We start from the raw sequence: 22144 nt of genomic DNA, 5'->3' as shown, positions 1-22144 counted from the left end.
GTAACAGCATGTCCAATTCCCTGTTCAGCCTGGGCTTCGGCGTCGGCACTCAGAACCGCCAAGGTGCTTGGCTGGAAGTGTTTTACGCACAACCGCTGCTCAACCCGTCGGCCGAGATCGTGGCCGCCATTGCGCCGATCCTCGGTTACACCGAAGGCAACCAGGCTATTACCTTCACCGTGAGCCAGGCGCTGCAACTGGCTGACGCGCTCAAAGGCGTCGACACAGCCCAGGCCGCACTGCTCAGCCGTCTGGCCGAAAGCCACACCCCATTGGTCGCGACCCTGTTGGCCGAAGACGCCGCATTGACCTCCACGCCTGAGGCCTACCTCAAGCTGCACCTGCTGTCCCACCGTCTGGTCAAGCCCCACGGCCTGAGCCTGGCCGGTGTGTTCCCGCAGTTGCCGAACGTGGCGTGGACCAGCCAGGGCGCAATCGACATCAACGAACTGGCCGAACGCCAACTGGAAGCGCGCCTGCGTGGCGAGCTGCTGGAAGTGTTCTCGGTGGACAAATTCCCGAAAATGACTGACTACGTAGTGCCGGCCGGTGTGCGCATCGCTGATGCCGCGCGCATCCGCCTGGGCGCCTACGTGGGCGAAGGCACCACCGTGATGCACGAAGGTTTCGTCAACTTCAACGGCGGCACCGAAGGCCCGGGCATGATCGAAGGCCGTGTATCGGCAGGCGTGTTCGTCGGCAAGGGTTCGGACCTGGGCGGCGGTTGCTCCACCATGGGCACCCTGTCGGGCGGCGGCAACATCGTGATCAAGGTGGGCGAAGGCTGCCTGATCGGCGCCAACGCCGGTATCGGTATCCCGTTGGGCGACCGCAATACCGTGGAATCGGGCCTGTACGTGACTGCCGGCACCAAGGTTGCCCTGCTCGACGAGCACAACCAACTGGTCAAAGTGGTCAAGGCGCGCGAACTGGCCGGCCAGCCGGACCTGCTGTTCCGTCGCAATTCCCAGACCGGTGCCGTGGAGTGCAAAACCCACAAATCGGCGATCGAACTGAACGAAGCGCTGCACGCTCACAACTAAGCAGCCACTCGATGCCACTAGCGGGCCCCACACCTGGGGCTCGCTTATACGAGTCTTAAGACCATGCTTGTGCCCTCCCCCTGGCGCGCCGATTTCCCGGCCATCGCCACCCTGCAACGGCAAGACCAGACCTACCTGGACAACGCCGCCACCACGCAAAAACCCCAAGCCCTGTTGGACGCCATCAGCCATTACTACGCCAATGGCGCAGCCAATGTGCACCGCGCCCAGCATTTGCCGGGGGCTCACGCGACCCAGGCGTTTGAAGACAGTCGCAGCAAGGTCGCGCAGTGGTTGAACGCAGGTGACAGCGGGCAGATCGTGTTTACCCACGGCGCGACGTCTGCGCTGAACCTCTTGGCCTATGGCCTTGAGCACTTATTCAATACGGGTGATGAAATTGTCATCAGCGCCCTGGAACACCACGCCAACCTGCTGCCCTGGCAGCAACTGGCCAAGCGTCGCGCACTCACGCTGGTGGTCTTGCCCCTTGGCGATGATGGCGTGATTGACCTGCAAGCCGCCGCCGAATTAATCGGCCCGCGCACGCGCTTGCTGGCAGTGAGCCAGCTATCCAACGTGCTCGGCGCCTGGCAACCCCTGCAGGCCTTGCTGCCTATGGCCAAGGCCCACGGCGCCTTGACCGTGGTCGATGGTGCCCAAGGCATTGTTCATGGTCGCCACGACGTACAGGCGCTGGGTTGCGACTTCTATGTATTCTCCAGCCATAAGCTCTACGGCCCGGACGGCGTCGGCGTGCTGTATGGCCGTAATGAAGCCCTGCATCACCTGCGCCACTGGCAGTTCGGCGGCGAGATGGTGCAGCAGGCCGAGTATCAAAGTGCGAGCTTTCGCCCTGCGCCGCTGGGTTTCGAGGCGGGCACGCCGCCGATTGCGAGTGTGATCGGCCTGGGCGCCACGCTGGATTACCTGAATTCACTCGACCCGCCGGCCGTGGTCGCCCATGAAGCGGCCCTGCATGACTACCTGCTGCGCGGGCTGAAAGCGCGCAATGGCGTGCGCGTACTCGGCTCTCCCCAGGTGGCACTCGCCAGTTTCGTGGTGGAGGGCGTGCATAACGCCGACCTGGCGCACTTGCTCACCGAACAAGGCATTGCCGTGCGGGCCGGCCACCACTGCGCAATGCCGTTGCTCAAGGCCATGCACTTGTCCGGGGCGATCCGTGTGTCCCTGGCGCTGTACAACGACTCCGATGACCTGGAGCGCTTTTTTGAAGCGCTGGACCAGGCGCTGGATATGTTGCGATGAGCTTGCCGGTGGATGCCGTCAGCGCGCTTGAGTCGTTTCAGGCAGTAGCCAGTTGGGAGCAGCGCGCCCGCATGCTGATGCAATGGGGCGAGCGGCTGCCGGCGCTGGCGGATGACGAGAAGGTCGAGGCCAACCTCGTGCAGGGCTGTGAAAGCCTGGTGTGGTTGGTCGGCCGTTTGCAGGCTGGTCATTGGCAATTTGCCGCCAGCAGCGACGCGCGCATGATTCGTGGGTTGGTGGCGTTGCTGCTGGCACGGGTCAATGGGTTGTCGGCAAGTGAGTTGCAGGCCGTTGACCTGCCGGACTGGTTCGCTCAACTGGGGCTTTCCCGGCAACTGTCGCCGTCGCGCAGTAACGGCTTGAATGCGGTACTGCAGCGCATGCGCGAATTAAGCCGTACACAACACTAAATGTGGGAGCGGGCTTGCTCGCGAATGCGGTGGTTCAGTCAATGATGTATCGACTGACACTACGCTTTCGCGAGCAAGCCCGCTCCCACATTTGGATCTATGCTCGGCAGTGAGATTCAGGCGGATTTTACCCGCTCCGACGGCCTGCGCACCCCGGCCACAATCTTGTCCACCGCCTTGGTCGCCGCCACCATGCCGAACGTGGCCGTGACCATCATCACCGCGCCAAACCCACCGGCGCAGTCCAGCTTCACGCCGTCACCGACGAAACTCTTCTGCAAACAAATGCTGCCGTCCGGCTTGGGGTAGCGCAGTTGTTCGGTAGAAAACACACACGGCACGCTGTAATGGCGGGTCACGGTGCGCGAAAAACCGTAGTCGCGGCGTAGCGTGGAGCGCACTTTCGAGGCCAGCGGGTCGTTGAAGGTGCGGTTCAAGTCGCAGACCTGGATCAGCGTCGGGTCGATCTGCCCGCCGGCGCCGCCGGTGGTAATGATCTGGATCTTGCGGCGCTTGCACCAGGCGATCAGTGCGGCCTTGGCATTGACCGCGTCGATGCAGTCGATCACGCAATCGATATTCGGCGTGATGTACTCGGCCATGGTGTCGCGCGTGACGAAGTCCGGCACCGCGTGCACCGTGCAGTCCGGGTTGATGCCGCGCAGGCGTTCGGCCATCACGTCGACCTTGGGCTTGCCCACGGTGCTGTCCAGGGCGTGCAACTGGCGGTTGCTGTTGCTGACGCAGACATCGTCCAGGTCAAACAGCGAAATCTCGCCCACGCCGCAACGGGCCATGGCTTCCGCCGCCCAGGAGCCCACGCCGCCAACGCCGACGATCGCCACATGGGCCGCTTTCAAGCGGTCCAGGCCTTCAATGCCATACAAGCGGGCGACGCCTGCAAACCGCGGATCTTCTGTGCTCATGACCATTACCCCAAAAACCGGCGCGCATTATGGACTACGCAGCGACAAGTTCGAAGCTTCCAGCTACAAGTAAAGAACTTAGAGGGTCTTTCGCTGACTAACGTCCGGCTTTTCTCTGTCTGCTGTACGCTCAGTTGAAGGCCGGTGTAGGATGCGCGCCGTTCGGCGTAGGCCGACACCTCTTTTCGTTCCACACCCTTTGGAACCCGAAATAGCCATGTCATCGCGTAAATTTGGACTCAACCTGGTGGTAGTGCTGGCAATTGCCGCGCTGTTTACCGGCTTCTGGGCGCTGATCAACCGCCCGGTCACCACCCCTAACTGGCCTGAACAGATCTCCGGGTTCTCCTACTCGCCGTTCCAACAAGGCCAGTTCCCGCAGAAAGACCAGTACCCCACTGACGATCAGATGCGCCAGGACCTGGCGATTATGAGCAAGTTGACGGACAACATCCGTACTTACTCGGTGGACGGCACGTTGGGCGATATCCCCAAACTGGCCGAAGAGTTCGGCCTGCGCGTGACCCTGGGGATCTGGATCAGCCCGGACCTGGAACGCAACGAGCGTGAAATCCAGCGCGCCATCGAGATCGCCAACACCTCGCGCAGCGTTGTGCGCGTGGTGGTCGGTAACGAGGCATTGTTCCGCGAAGAAATCACCCCAGAGGCGCTGATCGTGCTGCTGGACCGGGTGCGCGCCGCCGTGAAAGTGCCGGTGACCACCTCCGAGCAATGGCACATCTGGGAAAAGAACCCGCAACTGGCCAAGCACGTCGATCTGATCGCCGCGCACATCCTGCCGTTCTGGGAGTTCATCCCCATGGACAAGGCCGGCCAGTACGTCCTCGACCGTGCCCGCGACCTGAAAAAGCTGTTCCCGAAAAAGCCGCTGCTGCTCTCGGAAGTGGGCTGGCCGAGCAACGGCCGTATGCGCGGTGGCAATGAAAGCTCGCCGGCCGACCAGGCGATTTACCTGCGTACGCTGGTCAACAAGCTCAACCGCCAGGGTTACAACTATTTCGTGATCGAGGCTTTCGACCAGCCTTGGAAAGTCAGTGACGAAGGTTCGGCCGGCGCTTATTGGGGTGTTTATAACGCCGCGCGCCAGCAGAAATTCAACTTTGAAGGCCCGGTCGTCGCCATTCCGCAATGGCGCGTGCTGGCCATCGGCTCGGTGGTGCTGGCACTGCTGTCGCTGACCCTGCTGATGATTGACGGCTCGGCCCTGCGCCAGCGTGGCCGCACCTTCCTGACCTTTATCGCGTTCCTCTGTGGTTCGGTATTGGTGTGGATCGGCTACGACTACAGCCAGCAATACAGCACCTGGTTCAGTGTGACGGTGGGCATCTTGCTGGCCCTCGGTGCGCTGGGCGTGTTTATCGTGTTGCTCACCGAAGCCCACGAACTGGCGGAAGCGGTGTGGACCCACAAGCGCCGGCGTGAATTCCTGCCGGTGGAAGGCGATTCGCACTACCGCCCGAAAGTCTCGATCCATGTGCCGTGCTACAACGAGCCGCCGGAGATGGTCAAACAGACCCTCGACGCCCTGGCCGCCCTCGATTACCCGGACTTCGAAGTCCTGATCATCGATAACAACACCAAGGACCCGGCCGTCTGGGAGCCGGTGCGCGACTACTGCGAAACCCTCGGCCCGCGCTTCAAGTTCTTCCACGTCTCGCCCCTGGCCGGTTTCAAGGGCGGCGCGCTGAACTACCTGATTCCGCACACCGCCAAGGATGCCGAAGTGATCGCGGTGATCGACTCGGACTACTGCGTGTCGCCCAACTGGCTCAAGCACATGGTGCCGCACTTCGCCGACCCGAAAATCGCTGTGGTGCAGTCGCCGCAGGACTACCGCGACCAGAACGAAAGCACCTTCAAGAAGCTCTGCTACGCCGAATACAAGGGCTTTTTCCATATCGGCATGGTCACCCGCAACGACCGTGACGCGATCATCCAGCACGGCACCATGACCATGACCCGTCGCTCGGTGCTCGAGGAACTCGGCTGGGCCGACTGGTGCATCTGTGAAGACGCCGAACTCGGCCTGCGGGTATTCGAAAAAGGCCTGTCGGCGGCGTATTACCACGACAGCTACGGCAAGGGCTTGATGCCGGATACCTTTATCGACTTCAAGAAGCAGCGTTTCCGCTGGGCCTACGGCGCGATCCAGATCATCAAGCGCCACACCGCCAGCCTGTTGCGCGGCAAAGGCACCGAGCTGACCCGTGGCCAGCGTTACCACTTCCTCGCGGGCTGGTTGCCGTGGGTGGCGGATGGCATGAACATCTTCTTCACCGTCGGCGCCCTGTTGTGGTCGGCGGCGATGATCATCGTGCCGACCCGTGTTGACCCGCCGCTGCTGATTTTCGCGATCCCGCCGTTGGCGTTGTTTGTGTTCAAGGTCGGCAAGATCATCTTCCTCTACCGCCGTGCGGTGGGTGTGAACTTGAAAGATGCGTTCTGCGCGGCACTGGCCGGGCTGGCGTTGTCGCACACCATCGCCAAGGCGGTGCTGTATGGCTTCTTCACCACCAGTATTCCGTTCTTTCGCACACCGAAAAACGCCGATAACCACGGCTTCTGGGTCGCAATTTCCGAAGCCCGCGAAGAGATGTTCATCATGTTGCTGTTGTGGGGCGCCGCACTGGGGATTTACCTGGTGCAGGGCCTGCCGAGCAATGACATGCGCTTCTGGGTGGTGATGCTGCTGGTGCAATCACTGCCGTATGTGGCGGCGCTGATCATGGCGTTCCTGTCGTCGCTGCCAAAACCTGCACCTAAGGTTGAGCCGGCAACCGCAGAGTAAAAACTTGCGCAATGCACTAAACGGCGGCCTCTGGCCGCCGTTTTGCTATAAGATAACGGCCGTTTTGTTGGATCAGGCAAGCACCGATTGCTTTATGTGGGAGCGGGCTTGCTCGCGAAAGCGCAGGGTCAGTTCCTGATGTATTGACTGACACACCGCATTCGCGAGCAAGCCCGCTCCCACATTGGATCTGCGCCGTTTCAGCACATTCGTCCTGCGCCCCTTACACGCTTCCCGGAGTTTCCCCATGACGGCCCATGCCGACCTTTCGCCGACCCTTCAACTTGCCATCGACTTGATCCGTCGCCCCTCGGTGACGCCGATCGATGCCGACTGCCAGAAGCTGATGATGCAGCGCCTGGGCGACGCCGGTTTTGCGCTTGAGCCGATGCGTATCGAAGACGTTGACAACTTCTGGGCCACCCATGGCAAACACGAAGGGCCGGTACTGTGCTTTGCCGGTCACACCGACGTGGTGCCAACCGGCCCGGTGCAGGCGTGGCAGAACGACCCGTTCGACGCGTTGATCGACGAACACGGCATGCTCTGCGGGCGTGGCGCGGCGGACATGAAAGGCAGCCTGGCGGCAATGCTGGTGGCCTCGGAGCGTTTTGTGACCGACTACCCGGACCACAAGGGTTCGGTGGCTTTTCTGATCACCAGCGATGAAGAAGGCCCGGCGCACCACGGCACCAAAGCGGTCATCGAGCGCCTGGCGGCCCGCAAGGAGCGTCTGGACTGGTGCATCGTCGGCGAACCGTCGAGCACTACGCTGGTGGGCGATGTGGTCAAAAATGGTCGTCGCGGTTCCCTCGGTGCCACCCTGACCGTGCGCGGCGTACAGGGCCACGTGGCGTACCCGCACCTGGCGAAAAACCCGATCCACCTGGCCGCGCCGGCGCTGGCGGAACTGGCGGCCGAGCACTGGGACGATGGCAACACCTTCTTCCCGCCAACCAGCTTCCAGATTTCCAACCTCAATTCCGGTACCGGCGCCACCAACGTGATTCCGGGCGACCTGACGGCAGTGTTCAACTTCCGGTTCTCCACCGAATCCACCGTCGAGGGCCTGCAACAGCGCGTTGCAGCGATTCTGGATAAACACGGCCTGGACTGGCACGTTGAATGGGCCTTGTCGGGCCTGCCATTCCTCACCGAGCCGGGCGCGTTACTGGATGCTGTTTCGGCCAGCATCAAGGCGATTACCGGCCGCGAGACCAAGGCGTCCACCAGCGGCGGCACGTCCGATGGGCGCTTCATTGCCACCCTCGGTACTCAGGTCGTGGAGTTGGGGCCGGTCAACGCGACGATCCATCAGGTCAACGAACGCATCCTGGCCAGCGACCTCGATGTGCTGACCGAAATCTACTACCAAACCCTGATCAAGTTGCTCGCCTGATGCTCGCCTGCCCCCTTTGCAGCGCACCGCTCAACGCGGTGGATAACGGCGTGGCGTGCCCGGCCGGGCACCGTTTCGACCGTGCGCGCCAGGGTTACCTGAACCTGTTGCCGGTGCAGCACAAGAACAGCCGCGACCCAGGTGACAACCTCGCCATGGTCGAGGCACGCCGCGACTTTCTCAATGCCGGGCACTATGCGCCAGTGGCCAAGCGCCTGGCCGAACTGGCCGCCGAGCGCGCGCCGCAGCGCTGGGTGGACATCGGATGTGGCGAGGGTTACTACACCGCGCAAATCGCCGACGCCCTGCCCCACGCTGACGGCTATGCGCTGGATATCTCCAAGGAAGCGGTGAAACGCGCGTGCAAACGCAACCCGGCGCTGACCTGGTTGATCGCCAGCATGGCCCGCGTGCCGCTGGCGTCGGGCAGTTGCCAATTTCTCGCCAGCGTGTTCAGCCCTTTGGACTGGGACGAAGCCAAGCGCCTGCTCAGCCCCGGCGGCGGTTTGATGAAGGTCGGCCCAACCGCCGGCCACCTGATGGAACTGCGCGAGCGCCTGTACGACGAAGTGCGTGAATACACCGACGACAAGCATTTGGCGTTGGTACCCGAAGGCATGAGCCTGGCGCACAGTGAAACGCTGGAGTTCACCCTGAGCCTGATCGAGCCCCGGGACCGCGCCAACCTGCTGGCGATGACGCCCCATGGCTGGCGTGCGAGTGCCGAGCGCCGTGCTGAAGTGATCGAGGCCGCCGAACCGCTGCTGGTCACCGTATCGATGCGCTACGATTATTTCGTGCTTCAATAACCGACTTTTAAGTATCCGCGAATGGATTTTCGAATCCCGCAACGAGGAACATCCATGCGCCAACCTGATATCGAGATTTACCTGAAAGACGCCGAGGTCGATTACAAGGCCATCGCCGCCTGGCTGGGCACTGCCCTCGGCCCGTGCACCGACTGGGTCCAGAAAGGCCAGACCTACAAGTGCAAGGCCGGCACTGTGCCGGTCACCTGGCTGCCAAAAGCCGTCGGCAAGTGGAACAGCCTGTACCTGGAAAGCGACCAGACGCCGTGGGACGACGACATCGCCTGCGCCCGCGCCGCCTTTGCCGCGCTGAACGTCGAAGTGCGCTGCGCGCCGGGTACCTGGGTTGAGGAGGAAGGTGAGGAAAGCGCTGATACCTGGATTCGCATCAGTGCCGACGGTGAAGAGCAGATCACCTGGAAAACTGCCTGATCCAAACCGGAAAACCCAATCAATGTGGGAGCTGGCTTGCCTGCGATAGCATCACCGCGGTCCGACTGATAGACCGAGGTGTCTGCATCGCGGGCAAGCCAGCTCCCACAGTTGACTGGGTTGGCAGGACAAGGGTGTTACAGGCCCACCACATCCTCAGCCTGCAAGCCCTTCTCGCCGGTTACCACGGCGTATTCCACCTGCTGCCCCTCCGCCAATGAGCGGTGGCCCTCACCGCGAATGGCGCGGTAGTGCACAAACACATCCTTGCCGTCTTCACGCTGGATAAAGCCATAGCCCTTTGCATCGTTGAACCACTTCACATTGCCGGTTTCACGCGTTGCCATCTGTCTTACTCCCACATGCATTTTTATTGTTGAGTCGCTCGCATTGAACTGCCGAGTATAAGACAGGCTCAAAAACGATCAACTCAAGTTTACATCGCTGCTTTTTTGCCGATTTTCGGCGAATACGGCACACTACCCGCCCGAGCACCTGCTCGGTTTTTTCCACTTCAAGCAGCACGCCTATGACCCGCTCCCCGTTCCGCCGTCTGGTGTTTGGCACCTTGCGCCGACTGTTGTACCTCTGGGTTCGCTCGGAGACGATCAATCAGTCGTCCCTAACCCTTAACCTGGACCGCAGCCGGCCGGTGTTTTACGTGCTGCAATCGCCTTCTCTCACCGAATTGGCGGTGGTCGACAAGGAATGCACCAAGGCCGGCCTGCCGCGCCCGGTGCTGCCGGTATCGGTGGGCCCGCTGATGGAACCGGCGGCGTTTTTCTACCTCACGCCGGAACCCGACTGGCTCGGCCGCCAGGACAAGCGCGGCGCGCCGCCGACCCTGACCCGCCTGGTCAACACCCTGACCGAGCACGCCGAAGAGAATGCACAAATCATTCCGGTCAGCGTGTTCTGGGGGCAGTCGCCCGAAAGCGAGTCCAGCCCATGGAAACTGCTGTTTGCCGACAGCTGGGCGGTCACCGGCCGCCTGCGCCGCTTGCTGAGCATCCTGATCCTGGGTCGCAAGACCCGTGTGCAATTCTCCGCGCCTATCAACCTGCGTGAATTGATCGAGCACAATAAAGGCCACGAACGCACCGTGCGCATGGCCCAGCGCATCTTGCGCGTGCACTTTCGTAACCTGAAGACTGCGGTCATCGGCCCCGACCTGTCACACCGCCGTAACCTGGTCAAAGGCCTGGTCAACATGCCGCTGGTGCGCCAGGCGATTGCGGATGAGGCCGAACGCGAAAAAATCACCCCGGAAAAAGCCAAGGCCCAGGCCCTGCGCTACGGCAACGAGATCGCGTCGGACTACACCTACACCGCCATTCGCTTTCTGGAAGTGGTATTGAGCTGGTTCTGGAACAAGATCTACGACGGCATCAAGGTCAACAATATCGAAGGTGTGCAAAAGGTTGCCCAGGGTTACGAGGTGATCTACGTGCCTTGCCACCGCAGCCATATCGACTACCTGCTGCTCTCATACCTGCTGTTCAAAAACGGCCTGACCCCGCCGCACATTGCCGCCGGCATCAACCTGAACATGCCGGTGATCGGCAGCCTGCTGCGCCGTGGCGGTGCGTTTTTCATGCGCCGCACCTTCAAGGGCAACCCGCTGTACACCTCGGTGTTCAACGAATACCTGCACACCCTGTTCACCAAGGGCTTCCCGGTGGAGTACTTCGTCGAAGGCGGGCGCTCGCGCACCGGGCGCATGCTGCAACCGAAAACCGGGATGCTGGCGATCACACTGCGCAGCTTCTTGCGCTCCTCACGCATGCCAATCGTGTTCGTGCCGGTGTATATCGGCTATGAACGCGTGCTCGAAGGCCGTACTTACCTGGGCGAGTTGCGCGGGGCGAGCAAGAAGAAAGAATCGATCTTCGATATTTTCAAAGTGGTCGGCGCGCTCAAGCAGCGCTTTGGCCAGGTCGCGGTCAACTTCGGCGAGCCGATCAAGCTGGCCGAGTTCCTCGACGCCGAGCAGCCGGACTGGCGTGCCCAGGAGCTGGGCCCGAACTACAAACCGGCGTGGCTCAACGAAACCACCAACCGCCTCGGCGAGCAGGTGGCACGCCACCTCAACGAAGCCGCAGCCGTCAACCCGGTGAACCTGGTAGCCCTGGCCCTGCTTTCCACCACGCGCCTGGCCCTGGATGAACAGGCCATGGCCCGCCAGCTGGACCTGTACCTGGCACTGCTGCGCCGCGTGCCCTACTCACCGCACACCACGTTGCCTGAGGGTGATGGCCTGGCGCTGATCAAGCACGTCAAGGACATGAACCTGCTCTCGGAGCAGAGTGACGCCTTGGGCAAGATTGTGTATCTGGATGAGCAGAATGCCGTCCTGATGACTTATTACCGCAACAACGTGCTGCACATTTTCGCCCTGCCGGCGCTGCTGGCGAGCTTCTTCCAGAGCAGCTCACGCATGAGCCGCGAGCAGATCCTGCGCTTTACTCGCGCGCTTTACCCGTACCTGCAATCGGAGCTGTTTATTCGCTGGTCGCTGGAGGAGTTGGACGCGGTAGTCGACCAATGGCTGGAAGCCTTTGTCGAACAAGGCCTGCTGCGTTTTGAAAACAACGTGTACCTGCGCCCGGCCCCGAGTTCGCGGCACTTTGTGCTGCTGACGCTGTTGTCCAAGAGCATCGCCCAGACCCTGCAACGCTTCTACATGGCGATCTCGCTGCTGCTTAACAGCGGCCAGAACAGCATCAGCGCCGAAGAGCTGGAAGACCTGTGCACGATCATGGCCCAGCGCCTGTCGATCCTGCATGGCCTGAACGCGCCGGAGTTCTTCGACAAGAGTCTTTTCCGACATTTTATCCAGACATTGCTGGAACAAGATGTGCTGCGTCGCGACGAGGCCGGGAAATTGAGTTACCACGACCTGCTGGGTGAACTGGCGGAAGGCGCGGCCAAACGCGTGTTGCCTGCCGAGATTCGCCTGTCGATTCGCCAGGTGGCCTTGCATCGCGTCGACGGCGCCGCTGAAGTGCCTGTGGAACCGGCAGAAAGCCGCTAGATTGACTGAGGCGCCGGGCTGTTTCCGGCGCCGTTGAAAAGGAGCCGTACCATGAAAAAGATCATCCTCCTGGGCCTTACCGCCCTGCTCGGAGCCTGCCAATCCATGACTCCAGCCCCCAAGGCCAGCCTCGACGGCGAAGTGTTCTACCTGCAACGCATCGCCCTGCCGCCCACTGCCACTTTGAGCGTCAGCCTGCAGGACGTGTCGCTGATGGACGCGCCGGCGGTGACCTTGGCCGAACAGAAAGGCCCGGTCAAAGGCCAGGTGCCGCTGCCGTTTCACCTGAGCTACGACCCGGCGCAGGTCAAGCCCGGCCACACTTACTCGGTAAGTGCTCGCATCGAGCTGGACGGCAAGCTACTGTTTATTACCACCGAACGCCACGCGGTGCGGCTCGACGGCAAGGACCAACAACCCCTGCGCCTGCGCGTTGATGCTGTTGCACACTGACCTTTTCCAGACCATAAGCCCGAACCTAAGGAAGCGCTCATGCTCCGTCACTCTCTTCGCCTCACCGCCCTGTGTGCCGGCTTGCTGCTCGGTGCCAACGCCATGGCCCTGGACCTTGGCAGCCTGTCCCAGGGCGACGCCTCCGGCGGTCTCAAGGACGCCTTGACCCAAGGCGCTCAGATCGCCGTGAAGCAACTGGGCACGCCCGGTGGTTTCAGCAACAACCCCGAAGTAAAGATCGGCTTGCCAGGCAAGCTGGGCAAAGTCGCCGACAAGCTGAAGATGTTCGGCATGGGTGACCAGGTCACGCAGCTGGAAACCAGCATGAACAAGGCCGCCGAAACGGCGGTGACCCAGGCGCAACCGATCCTGGTCAATGCGGTTAAAAACATGAGCGTGACCGACGCCAAGGGCATTCTCAGCGGCGGCCAGGACTCAGCGACGCAGTACCTGAATAAAAGCAGCCGCGAGCAGATCCGCGCCAAGTTCCTGCCGATCGTCAAGGCGGCTACCGACAAGGTTGGGGTTGCTCAGCAGTACAACGCTCTGGCCGGCAAGGCGGCAGCATTCGGTGCAGTGGATGCCAAAAGTGCCAACGTTGAAAACTACGTGACCGAACAGGCGCTGGACGGCTTGTTCAAGATGATCGCGCAGCAGGAAGAAACCATTCGCAAAAACCCGGCAGCCGCGGCCACCAGCCTGGCGAAGAAGGTGTTTGGCGCGCTGTAAGCCGCTCAAACATGCTGGATCCACTGCGCCAAGGCCGCTTACCACGGGCCTTGGCGCAGTTGTTTCTGGCCAGGCCGCTTAACGACTCAAAGTATAAAGCGGATACGTAGGCCGGTAGGGTGAAGGCTGCTCGCAGATCCTGGGTTGCTGCGTATGCGGCTCGCCAGGATTCGTCTGGCAGGGATAGGTATTGCCCGCATGTGGCCGAACTGTTTGAGGACGATGGAGATGGGGGTGATCGTTTGTTGCGTGCCCTGACCGATACCCGTTTCCAAAATCATTGCGCGGTACGTTATTGCCCAGCAGGGCTCCGAGCAGCGCACCTTTGAGAGCAATTACAGCATCAAAAAAAGCCATGTATATCTCCATAAACTCATTGAATAGGCCGGACTGCCGCATCAGGGAAGTCCAAACCTGTGCCTGTCCATCAGGCAATTCTGAGTGGAGGGAAAAAACACAAACGTTCCACAGGCGCACACGCCTGTTTCAATCAGCATGTGAATCAGTGAATCACCGCCCCTGCCAATCGCCCCATCATGATCGTGGCAAAACAACCAATGGCCACGGAGGCGATGCGGTTGATCTTCAAGGGGGTTAACCAGGCTTTCTGAACGCCTTCAAAACGGCTGCCCAGTACGATCCAGACAGCGCCTACCGGTATCACCACCAACGCCAGCAGGGTCATGAACCCGACATAGCCTGGCAGCGAAGTGAAGGTGCCGAGCGGCGCGATAAACGAAACAATCAGCAGGCCCTTGGGGTTCATCACCGTGAGCCAGAAAAAATGCACGCCGGATAACCGATCGTGCTGTGAGTCGACACTGCTGGTGTGGCGTTGCCACAGCGTGAATGACAATTTGAGCAGATAGCAGGCCGCCGCCATTTGAGTGGCTTTCACCGCCCACGGTGACCAGGCCGAGAGATAAAACAGCACCACGCCCCAGACAGAGACTTGCAGCAGATAAGCCAGGCATTCAATCAATGCCATACGCCACGAAGCGGCAAACCCAAACAGCACACCCGCGCGTAACAGCAGCGTGTTTGTCGGCCCAGGCACGACCAGTAACAACACCAGTGCAGAAACGGTCCCAAACATGAAGGTTTTCCTCGGTTGGAATGATCACGGGCCCTCCCACCGATAGCGCTACCACGTCAGCGTGAATGACCAGGCGACAGTCGCTACCATCAAAATCGCGAAGCTTACGTTAAGTCGTCGACTCCAAACGGGATGGATGAACAACTTGCGCATCCGGCTGCCTGCAAAAAGCCACAAAAAATCGAATACCACGCAAACCAATAAACAAATAAACGCTTTTGTACCCTGCTCCCAGCCCGGCGTCGTCCCCAAGGTGAAACTGCCCAGTAACGCTGCAAACGCGGCATACGCTTTGATATTCGCAACCCCCAGCACAAAACCGGCACCCCAGCCCGGCGTGACCACGGCTTGCTCATCCTGAATGGGCGGTGCCGTGCCAATGCGGTAAGCCAACCAAAAAATATAAACAATAGAGATGACCGTCAGTGCCACCGCCAACCCGGGAAAGCTGTGCAAGACGACGTATAAACCCGAAGCAACCAACGCCATGGCAATAACTAAACCCAGGGTGACCCCGACAAAAAACTCAAACGAGCGTTGCATGCCATACGCCGCGCCGCTGGCTGCCAGCGCCAGGGTGGCGGGGCCGGGGCTGGCAAGTAAGGCGATAGCTGCGAGGGTAAAGGTGAATATCGCCTGGTAAACGGAAATCAGGATGTCAGGCATGCACTTTTCCTCTGTGACTACGTTCAGGATGGCTCAACCGGGTAGCCCATTTTCGTGGCAGTAATAGATTGTCCTGTGGTTTTTCATGAAATCAATCACACCATTGGCAACGCCCATCGGGTCCTCTTTATGCAGGAGCACCCTGGCAATCTGCTCGGCGATCCAGGCCATTTCCGGCTCCTTCATGCCCAGGCGGGTAGCCTCGACAGTACCGAGCCGAATGCCTGTTTCTCGATAAGGGTCGGTGTCCCAAGGCAACGGCATTTCGTTGGTAATGATGTTGGCGGCCTCCAGGCGCTGTACTGCCTCACGGCCGCAGGCGAAGGGCTTTGAATCAATCACAATCTGATGGGTTCGGGTGTAACCCTGTTCTCGATAGAAGGCCGTCACCCCCCGAAGCTCCAGGTGCATGGCCAACGCCTGGGCGTTACTGACCACCTGTTTCATATAGGTTCGCCCGAACTCGAGCATTTCCGTAGCCGCCACCGCGAGCGCAGCCACACGGTTGATTTGATGGCTACCGGTCAGCGTAGGGAAAATCGCCTCATGCAGCGGCGCTGTCAGTGTTGCATCGTTCCAGACAATGACGCCGCCCTGAGGGCCACTGAACGTCTTCCCGGAAGACCCGGTCATGAGGTCGGCGCCCTCAGCCAATGGGTCCTGGAACAAGCCGGCACTGATCAAGCCCAATTGGTGGGCGGCGTCGAAATAGACCTTGCCCTCCCAGGATGAAACGATGCCTTTTATGTCCGCCAACGGTAACGGAAACAAGGTCAGTGTCATGCCCAACCCAATCACAGCAGGTTTGAGGGTCTGAGCGATTTCACTGAAGCGTGTGAGGTCGATGTCTGCAGTTTTGTGCACAAACGGAATGTCCCACACCTTGAGTCCGCGAACCCCAGGCGGCCCGTTGGTGCGGTTACTGGTATCTCCACCGCGGATCACCGGCACCGTCATCACGTTGTCTTCAAGACGAGCCAGCGCTGTGTACGCAGCCATTACACCCGCCAGACCACCCATCAAACGATGATCGGCGTACCGGGCATGCAGCGTGATTTTAAGCAATTCCACGCAGAGCGATTCCAGCTCGTCGATGTTCTTCATCCCGGAGAAAAACCGGTTGTCACGTCCGATATGCCCACCCGATGCGCGCGTCCCCACCTCACTGGCCAGTAACGCACGCACCGACGGGCTGGTGGGCGACTCAGCGGCCACGAGATTGATGCACTGCTGCCCACGCCATTGCTCATTGCGGCCCACCGCCGCCCGGACCAGATCGGCCATGGCCGAGTGTGATTGCGCCTGCTTGAGCAGGGCATTGGCGCGCTGGAGGCATTCAATATCATGCATGACCTTCATCCCATCTGTTCGCGTGACAACCAGCCACAGGCGTTTTACGTCAGGCTTTTGGCCGCCTCAACATGCTGGTCTTCCCACCAGCGATCATTGCCGTGCAGGTTTGCGCTGAGGTCTTTTTCAGCCGCCCACGTCATATTGAGGATGATCCGGGTGGCATCTTCATTGAGTGGGATAGTGCGATGCAGGGTGGTATCGGTGCGCAGGAAATAAATATCCCCGGTCTTGAAACCGTAAGTCGCAATCGGGTTACTGCACAGCAGCTCGTGAATCCTCGGGTTGGCCTTGTCCCACGAGGTATGGGGCACGCACTGCAACATCCCGCCCTTGGCGACAGGGGGCGTTTCGATAATCCAGATCAGTGCAAAGCTGTAATCCCCCCAGTGCCATCCATGGGTGTCGCCTTTGCGCTCCTGCTGGGTGATCAGGTATTCCTCGTCCTTGGAGACGGACGGGACAATGCGTGTTCCGGCTATCTGTGACAGGGTGCCAAGCAACACATCGGACTTCGACAGCGCATTAATGAGAGGACTGTTTTCAGCAATGAATTCGCTGCGCACAACACTCATATAACGCGGTGTATTATCGGTAGTTGCCAAGTGAAGGTCACGCCGTTCAAGCTGGCGCTCGATCAAATTTTTTACTTCAGCGGCAATCTCTTCACGCACCGTATCATCGACGATATCGCGCAACTTTATAAACCCATCTCGGGCAAATTCATGACGTTGCGAAAACAATCGCTGCTCAGAAAAATTATTATTATGGTGCTCTTGCAAGCGTGCCTCATCAAGTACGTGGTTCATTTCAATCCCTCGACGAATAGATCAAGTTGAAATAGCACTACAGTACTGCGTCTGACTGCAGACAAAACAATAGGTAGGAGTTTTCGAAAAATCCATCCTTTTTTTCAGGGATCTGTGGTATGTAAGATTTTCACGCTATTTCATCAATGTTCGTAAGGTCCATCTAATGAAAAGGCTTACAAAAAACGATCAGACACTCGATGCAATTGATCGCGCGCTGCTGATCGCCCTGCATCAGAATGCGCGGGCGTCTATCCGCGCACTTGGCCGGCAGGTGGGGTTATCTGCCCCAGGTTGCAGCGAGCGTCTCAAACGCCTGGAGGTGGCAGGGGTTATAAGCGGGTTCAGCGTAGAGTTGGACGCACACGCTCTCGGGTTTGCGCTTCAAGCTCTGGTGCGGGTAAAACCGCTGACGGGGAATTTTCAAACCGTGGAGCAGTTACTGTCAGAAATGCCTGAGTGTATTGTTTGTTACAAGATTACCGGCGAAGACAGTTTCGTCTGCCATCTGTACACACACTCCGTCAGCCACCTTGACCAGACATTACAAAAAATAACGCCGTTAGCCGACACCAACACCTCCATTATAAAAACCGTTGAGAAGAAACTGCCCCCACTCTAATCAAACAAGTGGGAGACATTCAGGCTTAAACAGCAGTTATCGGATTTCAGGCTTTTCCCACACCCGCCAACACTAACTACACGCCTTCGTCTCCCGTCATGAACTAGTGCGCCTCCTTCTTAATGCGAAACCACGCAGCATACAGTGCCGGCAAGAACAATAACGTCAACGCCGTCGCCACAATCAACCCGCCCATGATTGCCACCGCCATCGGCCCGAAGAACACGCTGCGTGACAGTGGAATCATCGCCAATACCGCCGCAAGCGCCGTCAGTACAATCGGGCGAAAGCGTCGGACGGTGGCTTCGATGATCGCTTGCCAGGGCGTGAGCCCGGCCTTGATGTCTTGTTCGATCTGGTCCACCAGGATCACCGAGTTACGCATGATCATGCCCGACAGCGCGATGGTGCCGAGCATGGCGACGAAGCCGAAGGGCTGGCGGAACACCAGCAGGAACAAGGTCACACCGATCAAGCCCAGCGGCGCCGTCAGAAACACCATCGCGGTGCGTGAGAAACTGCGCAGTTGCAGCATCAGCAAGGTCAGCACCACCACGATAAACAGCGGCACGCCGGCCTTGACCGAGCTCTGGCCACGGGCCGAATCCTCGACGGTGCCGCCCACTTCGAGCAGGTAACCGTCCGGCAGTTCGGCGCGCACACCTTCCAGGGTCGGCAGGATCTGCTGGACCAGGGTGGCCGGCTGTTCCTTGCCGTAGATATCGGCACGCACGGTCACCGTCGGCAAGCGATTGCGGTGCCAGATGATGCCTTCTTCAAAGCCATACTCAAGGGTCGCAATCTGCGACAACGCTACGCTTTTGCCGTTGTCGGTCGGCACCGCCAGGCTCGGCAGCAGCGACAGTTCGGTACGCTCATGCACGGTGCCGCGCAGCAGGATCTCGATCAATTCGTTGTCCTCGCGGTACTGGCTGACGGTGGAGCCGGTCAAGGAGCTTTGCAGGAATTTCGACAGGTTGGCAGTGCTGACGCCCAGCGCACGGGCACGGTCCTGGTCGATATTCAGGTAGACGATCTTGCTCGGCTCCTCCCAGTCCAGGTGCACGTTGACCACGTGGGTATTTTCACGAACCTTGGCCGCGACCTTGCGCGCCAGGGCACGGACTTCTTCGATGTGCTCGCCGGTCACGCGAAACTGCACCGGGTAGCCCACGGGCGGGCCGTTTTCCAGGCGCGTGACGCGTGAACGCAGGTCGGGGAATTGTTCGTTAAGGGTCTCGATCAGCCAGGTGCGCAGGCTCTCGCGTTCCTCGATGGTTTTGGCCAGTACCACAAACTGCGCAAAGCTGGCGGCCGGCAGTTGTTGGTCCAGCGGCAGGTAGAAGCGCGGCGAACCGGTGCCCACATAGGCCACATAGTTGTCGATACCGGCATGTTCCTTGAGCAAGGCTTCCAGGCGTTTGACCTGGTCGGCGGTGTTGCTCAGCGAGGCACCTTCAGCCAGTTTCAGGTCGACCATCAACTCCAGGCGACCGGAGGCCGGGAAGAACTGCTGAGGCACAAAACGGAACAGCGCCACCGAGCCGATAAACAACAGCAAGGTCAAAACGATCACGGTTTTGCGCCGACGCACACACCATTCGACCAAGCGTCTTACACGCTGATAGAAAGGTGTGCCGTAGGGATCCGGCCCATCCGTGCCGTGTTTGGCCGCATGAATCTTCGCCAGGTCCGGCAGGAGTTTTTCCCCCAGGTACGGCACAAACACCACCGCCGCGACCCACGAGGCCAGCAGGGCAATGGTCACCACCTGGAAGATCGAACGGGTGTATTCGCCGGTGCTCGATTGCGCAGTGGCAATCGGCAGGAAACCTGCGGCGGTGATCAATGTGCCGGTGAGCATCGGGAACGCGGTGCTGGTCCAGGCAAAACTGGCGGCCTTGAGCCGGTCGTAGCCCTGCTCCATTTTGATCGCCATCATCTCCACGGCGATGATTGCATCGTCCACCAGCAAGCCCAGGGCCAACACCAAGGCACCGAGGGAGATTTTGTGCAGGCCGATGCCCAGGTAATACATGGTCGCAAAGGTCATCGCCAGCACCAGCGGAATCGCCAGGGCCACCACCATGCCGGTGCGTACGCCAAGGGAGAAGAAGCTCACCAGCAGCACGATGGCCAAGGCTTCAGCCAGTACCTGGACGAATTCGCCGACGCTGGTTTTCACCGCTGCCGGTTGGTCCGAGACCTTGCGCAGTTCCATGCCTGCCGGAAGGTTCTTTTGCAGGCGTGCGAATTCGCCTTCGAGCGCTTTGCCCAGTACCAGAATGTCGCCGCCGTCACGCATCGCCACGGCCAGGCCGATGGCGTCTGCGCCCATGTAGCGCATGCGCGGCGCCGGTGGATCGTTGAAACCGCGATGGATTTGCGCCACGTCACCGATGCGCAAGGTGCGGTCACCGACGCGAATCGGGAAGTTGCGGATCTCATCGACCGTTTTGAAGTTACCCGAGACCCGCAACTGCACGCGTTCCGTCGGCGTTTCAAAGAAACCGGCGGTGGAGACGGCGTTCTGTTCTTGCAGTGCCTGCTGCACCGCAGCCAATGGCAGGCCGAGGGTGGCGAGCTTGAGGTTGGACAGCTCGATCCAGATCTTCTCGTCCTGCAGGCCCAGTAACTCGACCTTGCCCACGTCCGGCACGCGTTGCAACTGAATCTGGATGCGGTCGGCGTAGTCCTTGAGCACCGCGTAATCGAAACCGTCACCGGTCAGGGCGTAGATATTGCCGAAGGTGGTGCCGAATTCATCGTTGAAAAACGGCCCCTGGATATCCGGCGGCAAGGTCTGGCGAATATCGCTGATCTTCTTGCGCACCTGGTACCACAGCTCCGGGATTTGCGCCGAGTGCATCGAATCGCGGGCTATGAAGGTAACCTGGGATTCACCCGGCCGCGAGAACGAGACAATGCGCTCGTACTCGCCCGTTTCCATCAGCTTTTTCTCGATGCGTTCGGTCACCTGTCGCGAGACTTCCTGGGCCGTGGCGCCCGGCCAGTTCGTCTTGATGACCATGGCCTTGAAGGTAAACGGCGGGTCTTCACTTTGCCCCAGCTTGGTGTAGGACAAGGTGCCGACCACGGCCAGCAGGATCATCAGGAACAGTACGATCTGGCGATTACGCAACGCCCATTCGGAAAGATTGAAACCCATCGGGGACTACTCCTTGGCCGCCAGATTCACAACGCGGTTGGCGCGATCCACCGGGCGCACTTGCTGGCCCTCATGCAGCACATGCACGCCCGCCGCGATCACCCAATCGGTGGGGGCCAAGCCTTCGAGCACCGGCACGGTTCTTTCACCAAAAGCGCCGATGCGCACCGGGGTTCGCTTGAGGGTGTTGTCCGGCTGTACCCGCCAGACGTAGGACGCACCGTTCTCCGCACTCAGGGCCGACAGCGGCACGGACAGTGGGACAACGCCATCGGCCTGGATAAAGACGCGGGCGCTCTGGCCCAGCTCGGCGGGGACTTTGCCGCCGGTGAAGGCGACGCGCGCAGCGAAAGTGCGGGATTTGGGGTCGGCGGCCGGTGAGAGTTCACGAATGCGCCCGGCGAAACGCTGGTCGGGCTGGCTCCACAATTCCACCGACACCGGCTGGCCGATCTTGAAGCGGCCAAAACCTTGCTCGGGCAGGCTGATCGACACTTCGCGCTCGCCATCGGTGGCCAGGGTAAACACCGTTTGGCCGGCGGACACCACTTGGCCGACTTCCACCGCTCGTTTGGCGACCACGCCATCCTGAGGTGCGCGCAACACGGCGTAGCCGGCCTGGTTACTCGATACGTCGAACTCGGCCTTGATCTGCTTAAGGCGTGCTTCACCTGCTCGGTAGAGGTTTTCGGAATTGTCGTACTGCGAGCGGCTGACCATCTGACGGTCCATCAGGGTCTTGTAGCGGTCGCGTTCGGCGCGCACCAGGCTCAGGTTGGCTTCGGCGGCGGTAACCTGGGCGCGGGTAGCTTCCAGTTGCAGGCGCACGTCCTGGGGGTCGAGCTCTGCCAATGGCTGGTTGGCCTTGACCCGCTCGCCCTCCTCCACCAGGCGCTTACTGACCTTGCCGCCGATGCGAAAGGCCAGGTCCGGCTCATAACGGGCGCGTACTTCCCCCGGAAAACTGTCCATCGCCAGTGCCGAAGGCTGCGGTTGCACCACCATGGCCGGGCGGATGGTGGTTTGGGCCGCTTCTTCATGGCCGCAGGCGGCCAACAGGAAGACCAGGCTGACAGGCAACGCAAGGGGCAGGAAAGTGCTGCGCATGCTGAAGGACCT

19 protein-coding genes are annotated in these 22144 nt (G+C 60.2%); 11 read left to right on the top strand and 8 right to left on the bottom strand.

Annotation, left to right across the window (positions count from 1 at the left end; genetic code table 11):
• Positions 1-8: 8 nt before the first annotated feature.
• The 3 genes from dapD (at position 9) to BFP92_RS07375 (ending at position 2722) form a co-directional block, all read left to right on the top strand.
• Complete coding sequence (gene dapD / locus BFP92_RS07385; protein WP_017137134.1) at positions 9-1043, top strand: 2,3,4,5-tetrahydropyridine-2,6-dicarboxylate N-succinyltransferase; 1035 nt, start codon at positions 9-11, stop codon at positions 1041-1043.
• A 63-nt stretch (positions 1044-1106) separates the two neighbouring features.
• Positions 1107-2312, top strand: coding sequence for an aminotransferase class V-fold PLP-dependent enzyme (locus BFP92_RS07380; RefSeq protein ID WP_065928970.1), 1206 nt, complete (start codon positions 1107-1109; stop codon positions 2310-2312).
• The gene (locus tag BFP92_RS07375; RefSeq protein ID WP_065928969.1) at positions 2309-2722 is read left to right on the top strand and encodes a SufE family protein; all 414 of its coding nucleotides are present in this window, start codon (positions 2309-2311) and stop codon (positions 2720-2722) included. Before BFP92_RS07380 ends, BFP92_RS07375 begins: the two co-directional genes overlap by 4 nt.
• A gap of 116 nt (positions 2723-2838) precedes the next feature.
• Here BFP92_RS07375 and tcdA read toward each other — a convergent pair whose 3' ends face one another.
• A complete protein-coding gene (gene tcdA / locus BFP92_RS07370; RefSeq protein WP_065928968.1) occupies positions 2839-3654 on the bottom strand; it encodes a tRNA cyclic N6-threonylcarbamoyladenosine(37) synthase TcdA in 816 nt (271 codons plus the stop codon).
• Between the two features lie 211 nt (positions 3655-3865).
• Here tcdA and BFP92_RS07365 point away from each other — a divergent pair, with 211 nt between their 5' ends.
• The 4 genes from BFP92_RS07365 (at position 3866) to BFP92_RS07350 (ending at position 9097) form a co-directional block, all read left to right on the top strand.
• Entirely contained in the window at positions 3866-6457 is a 2592-nt protein-coding gene (locus BFP92_RS07365; RefSeq protein WP_065928967.1) for a glycosyltransferase, read from the top strand.
• Positions 6458-6704: 247 nt separating this feature from the next.
• A complete protein-coding gene (dapE, locus tag BFP92_RS07360; RefSeq protein WP_056857547.1) occupies positions 6705-7856 on the top strand; it encodes a succinyl-diaminopimelate desuccinylase in 1152 nt (383 codons plus the stop codon).
• Complete coding sequence (locus tag BFP92_RS07355; RefSeq protein WP_065928966.1) at positions 7856-8665, top strand: putative RNA methyltransferase; 810 nt, start codon at positions 7856-7858, stop codon at positions 8663-8665. The genes dapE and BFP92_RS07355 overlap by 1 nt, the downstream gene beginning before the upstream one ends.
• A 54-nt stretch (positions 8666-8719) precedes the next feature.
• Positions 8720-9097: a hypothetical protein gene (locus BFP92_RS07350; RefSeq protein ID WP_056857549.1), complete on the top strand. Its 378-nt coding sequence runs from the start codon at positions 8720-8722 to the stop codon at positions 9095-9097.
• A 137-nt stretch (positions 9098-9234) separates the two neighbouring features.
• Here BFP92_RS07350 and BFP92_RS07345 read toward each other — a convergent pair whose 3' ends face one another.
• Entirely contained in the window at positions 9235-9444 is a 210-nt protein-coding gene (locus BFP92_RS07345) for a cold-shock protein (protein WP_003219353.1), read from the bottom strand.
• A gap of 182 nt (positions 9445-9626) precedes the next feature.
• Here BFP92_RS07345 and plsB point away from each other — a divergent pair, with 182 nt between their 5' ends.
• From plsB to BFP92_RS07330, 3 genes are read left to right on the top strand one after another with little or no spacing between them, the layout of a single operon-like run.
• Positions 9627-12131 carry a glycerol-3-phosphate 1-O-acyltransferase PlsB gene (plsB, locus tag BFP92_RS07340; RefSeq protein WP_065928965.1) on the top strand — a complete coding sequence of 835 codons (2505 nt, stop codon included), beginning with the start codon at positions 9627-9629 and terminating at the stop codon, positions 12129-12131.
• Positions 12132-12182: 51 nt separating this feature from the next.
• Complete coding sequence (locus BFP92_RS07335) at positions 12183-12584, top strand: YbaY family lipoprotein (RefSeq protein WP_065928964.1); 402 nt, start codon at positions 12183-12185, stop codon at positions 12582-12584.
• A 39-nt stretch (positions 12585-12623) separates the two neighbouring features.
• On the top strand, positions 12624-13313 hold the full coding sequence (locus tag BFP92_RS07330) for a DUF4197 domain-containing protein (protein ID WP_065928963.1): 690 nt from the start codon (positions 12624-12626) through the stop codon (positions 13311-13313).
• 502 nt (positions 13314-13815) lie between these two features.
• Here BFP92_RS07330 and BFP92_RS07325 read toward each other — a convergent pair.
• The 4 genes from BFP92_RS07325 to BFP92_RS07310 are packed head-to-tail and all read right to left on the bottom strand — an operon-like array spanning position 13816 to position 17234.
• Positions 13816-14409, bottom strand: coding sequence for a LysE family translocator (locus BFP92_RS07325; RefSeq protein WP_065928962.1), 594 nt, complete (start codon positions 14407-14409; stop codon positions 13816-13818).
• A gap of 48 nt (positions 14410-14457) precedes the next feature.
• The gene (locus BFP92_RS07320; RefSeq protein ID WP_083221713.1) at positions 14458-15075 is read right to left on the bottom strand and encodes a LysE family translocator; all 618 of its coding nucleotides are present in this window, start codon (positions 15073-15075) and stop codon (positions 14458-14460) included.
• 33 nt (positions 15076-15108) lie between these two features.
• Positions 15109-16425 (bottom strand): serine hydroxymethyltransferase, encoded by a 1317-nt coding sequence (locus tag BFP92_RS07315; protein WP_239694242.1) that lies wholly within the window; start codon positions 16423-16425, stop codon positions 15109-15111.
• 44 nt (positions 16426-16469) lie between these two features.
• A complete protein-coding gene (locus tag BFP92_RS07310) occupies positions 16470-17234 on the bottom strand; it encodes a HalD/BesD family halogenase (protein ID WP_065928960.1) in 765 nt (254 codons plus the stop codon).
• 166 nt (positions 17235-17400) lie between these two features.
• Here BFP92_RS07310 and BFP92_RS07305 point away from each other — a divergent pair, with 166 nt between their 5' ends.
• Positions 17401-17856 (top strand): Lrp/AsnC family transcriptional regulator, encoded by a 456-nt coding sequence (locus tag BFP92_RS07305; protein WP_065928959.1) that lies wholly within the window; start codon positions 17401-17403, stop codon positions 17854-17856.
• Positions 17857-17959: 103 nt separating this feature from the next.
• Here BFP92_RS07305 and BFP92_RS07300 read toward each other — a convergent pair whose 3' ends face one another.
• Positions 17960-21025 (bottom strand): efflux RND transporter permease subunit, encoded by a 3066-nt coding sequence (locus BFP92_RS07300; RefSeq protein WP_065928958.1) that lies wholly within the window; start codon positions 21023-21025, stop codon positions 17960-17962.
• Between the two features lie 6 nt (positions 21026-21031).
• The gene (locus BFP92_RS07295; protein WP_065928957.1) at positions 21032-22132 is read right to left on the bottom strand and encodes an efflux RND transporter periplasmic adaptor subunit; all 1101 of its coding nucleotides are present in this window, start codon (positions 22130-22132) and stop codon (positions 21032-21034) included.
• Positions 22133-22144 lie beyond the last annotated feature (12 nt).

Origin of the sequence: Pseudomonas sp. 58 R 3 (genome assembly GCF_900006605.1) — a bacterium.
GTDB classification, from domain to species: domain Bacteria; phylum Pseudomonadota; class Gammaproteobacteria; order Pseudomonadales; family Pseudomonadaceae; genus Aquipseudomonas; species Aquipseudomonas salomonii.
Note: the sequence above shows the minus strand (reverse complement) of the source record. Positions and strands in the feature narration are given on the sequence as shown.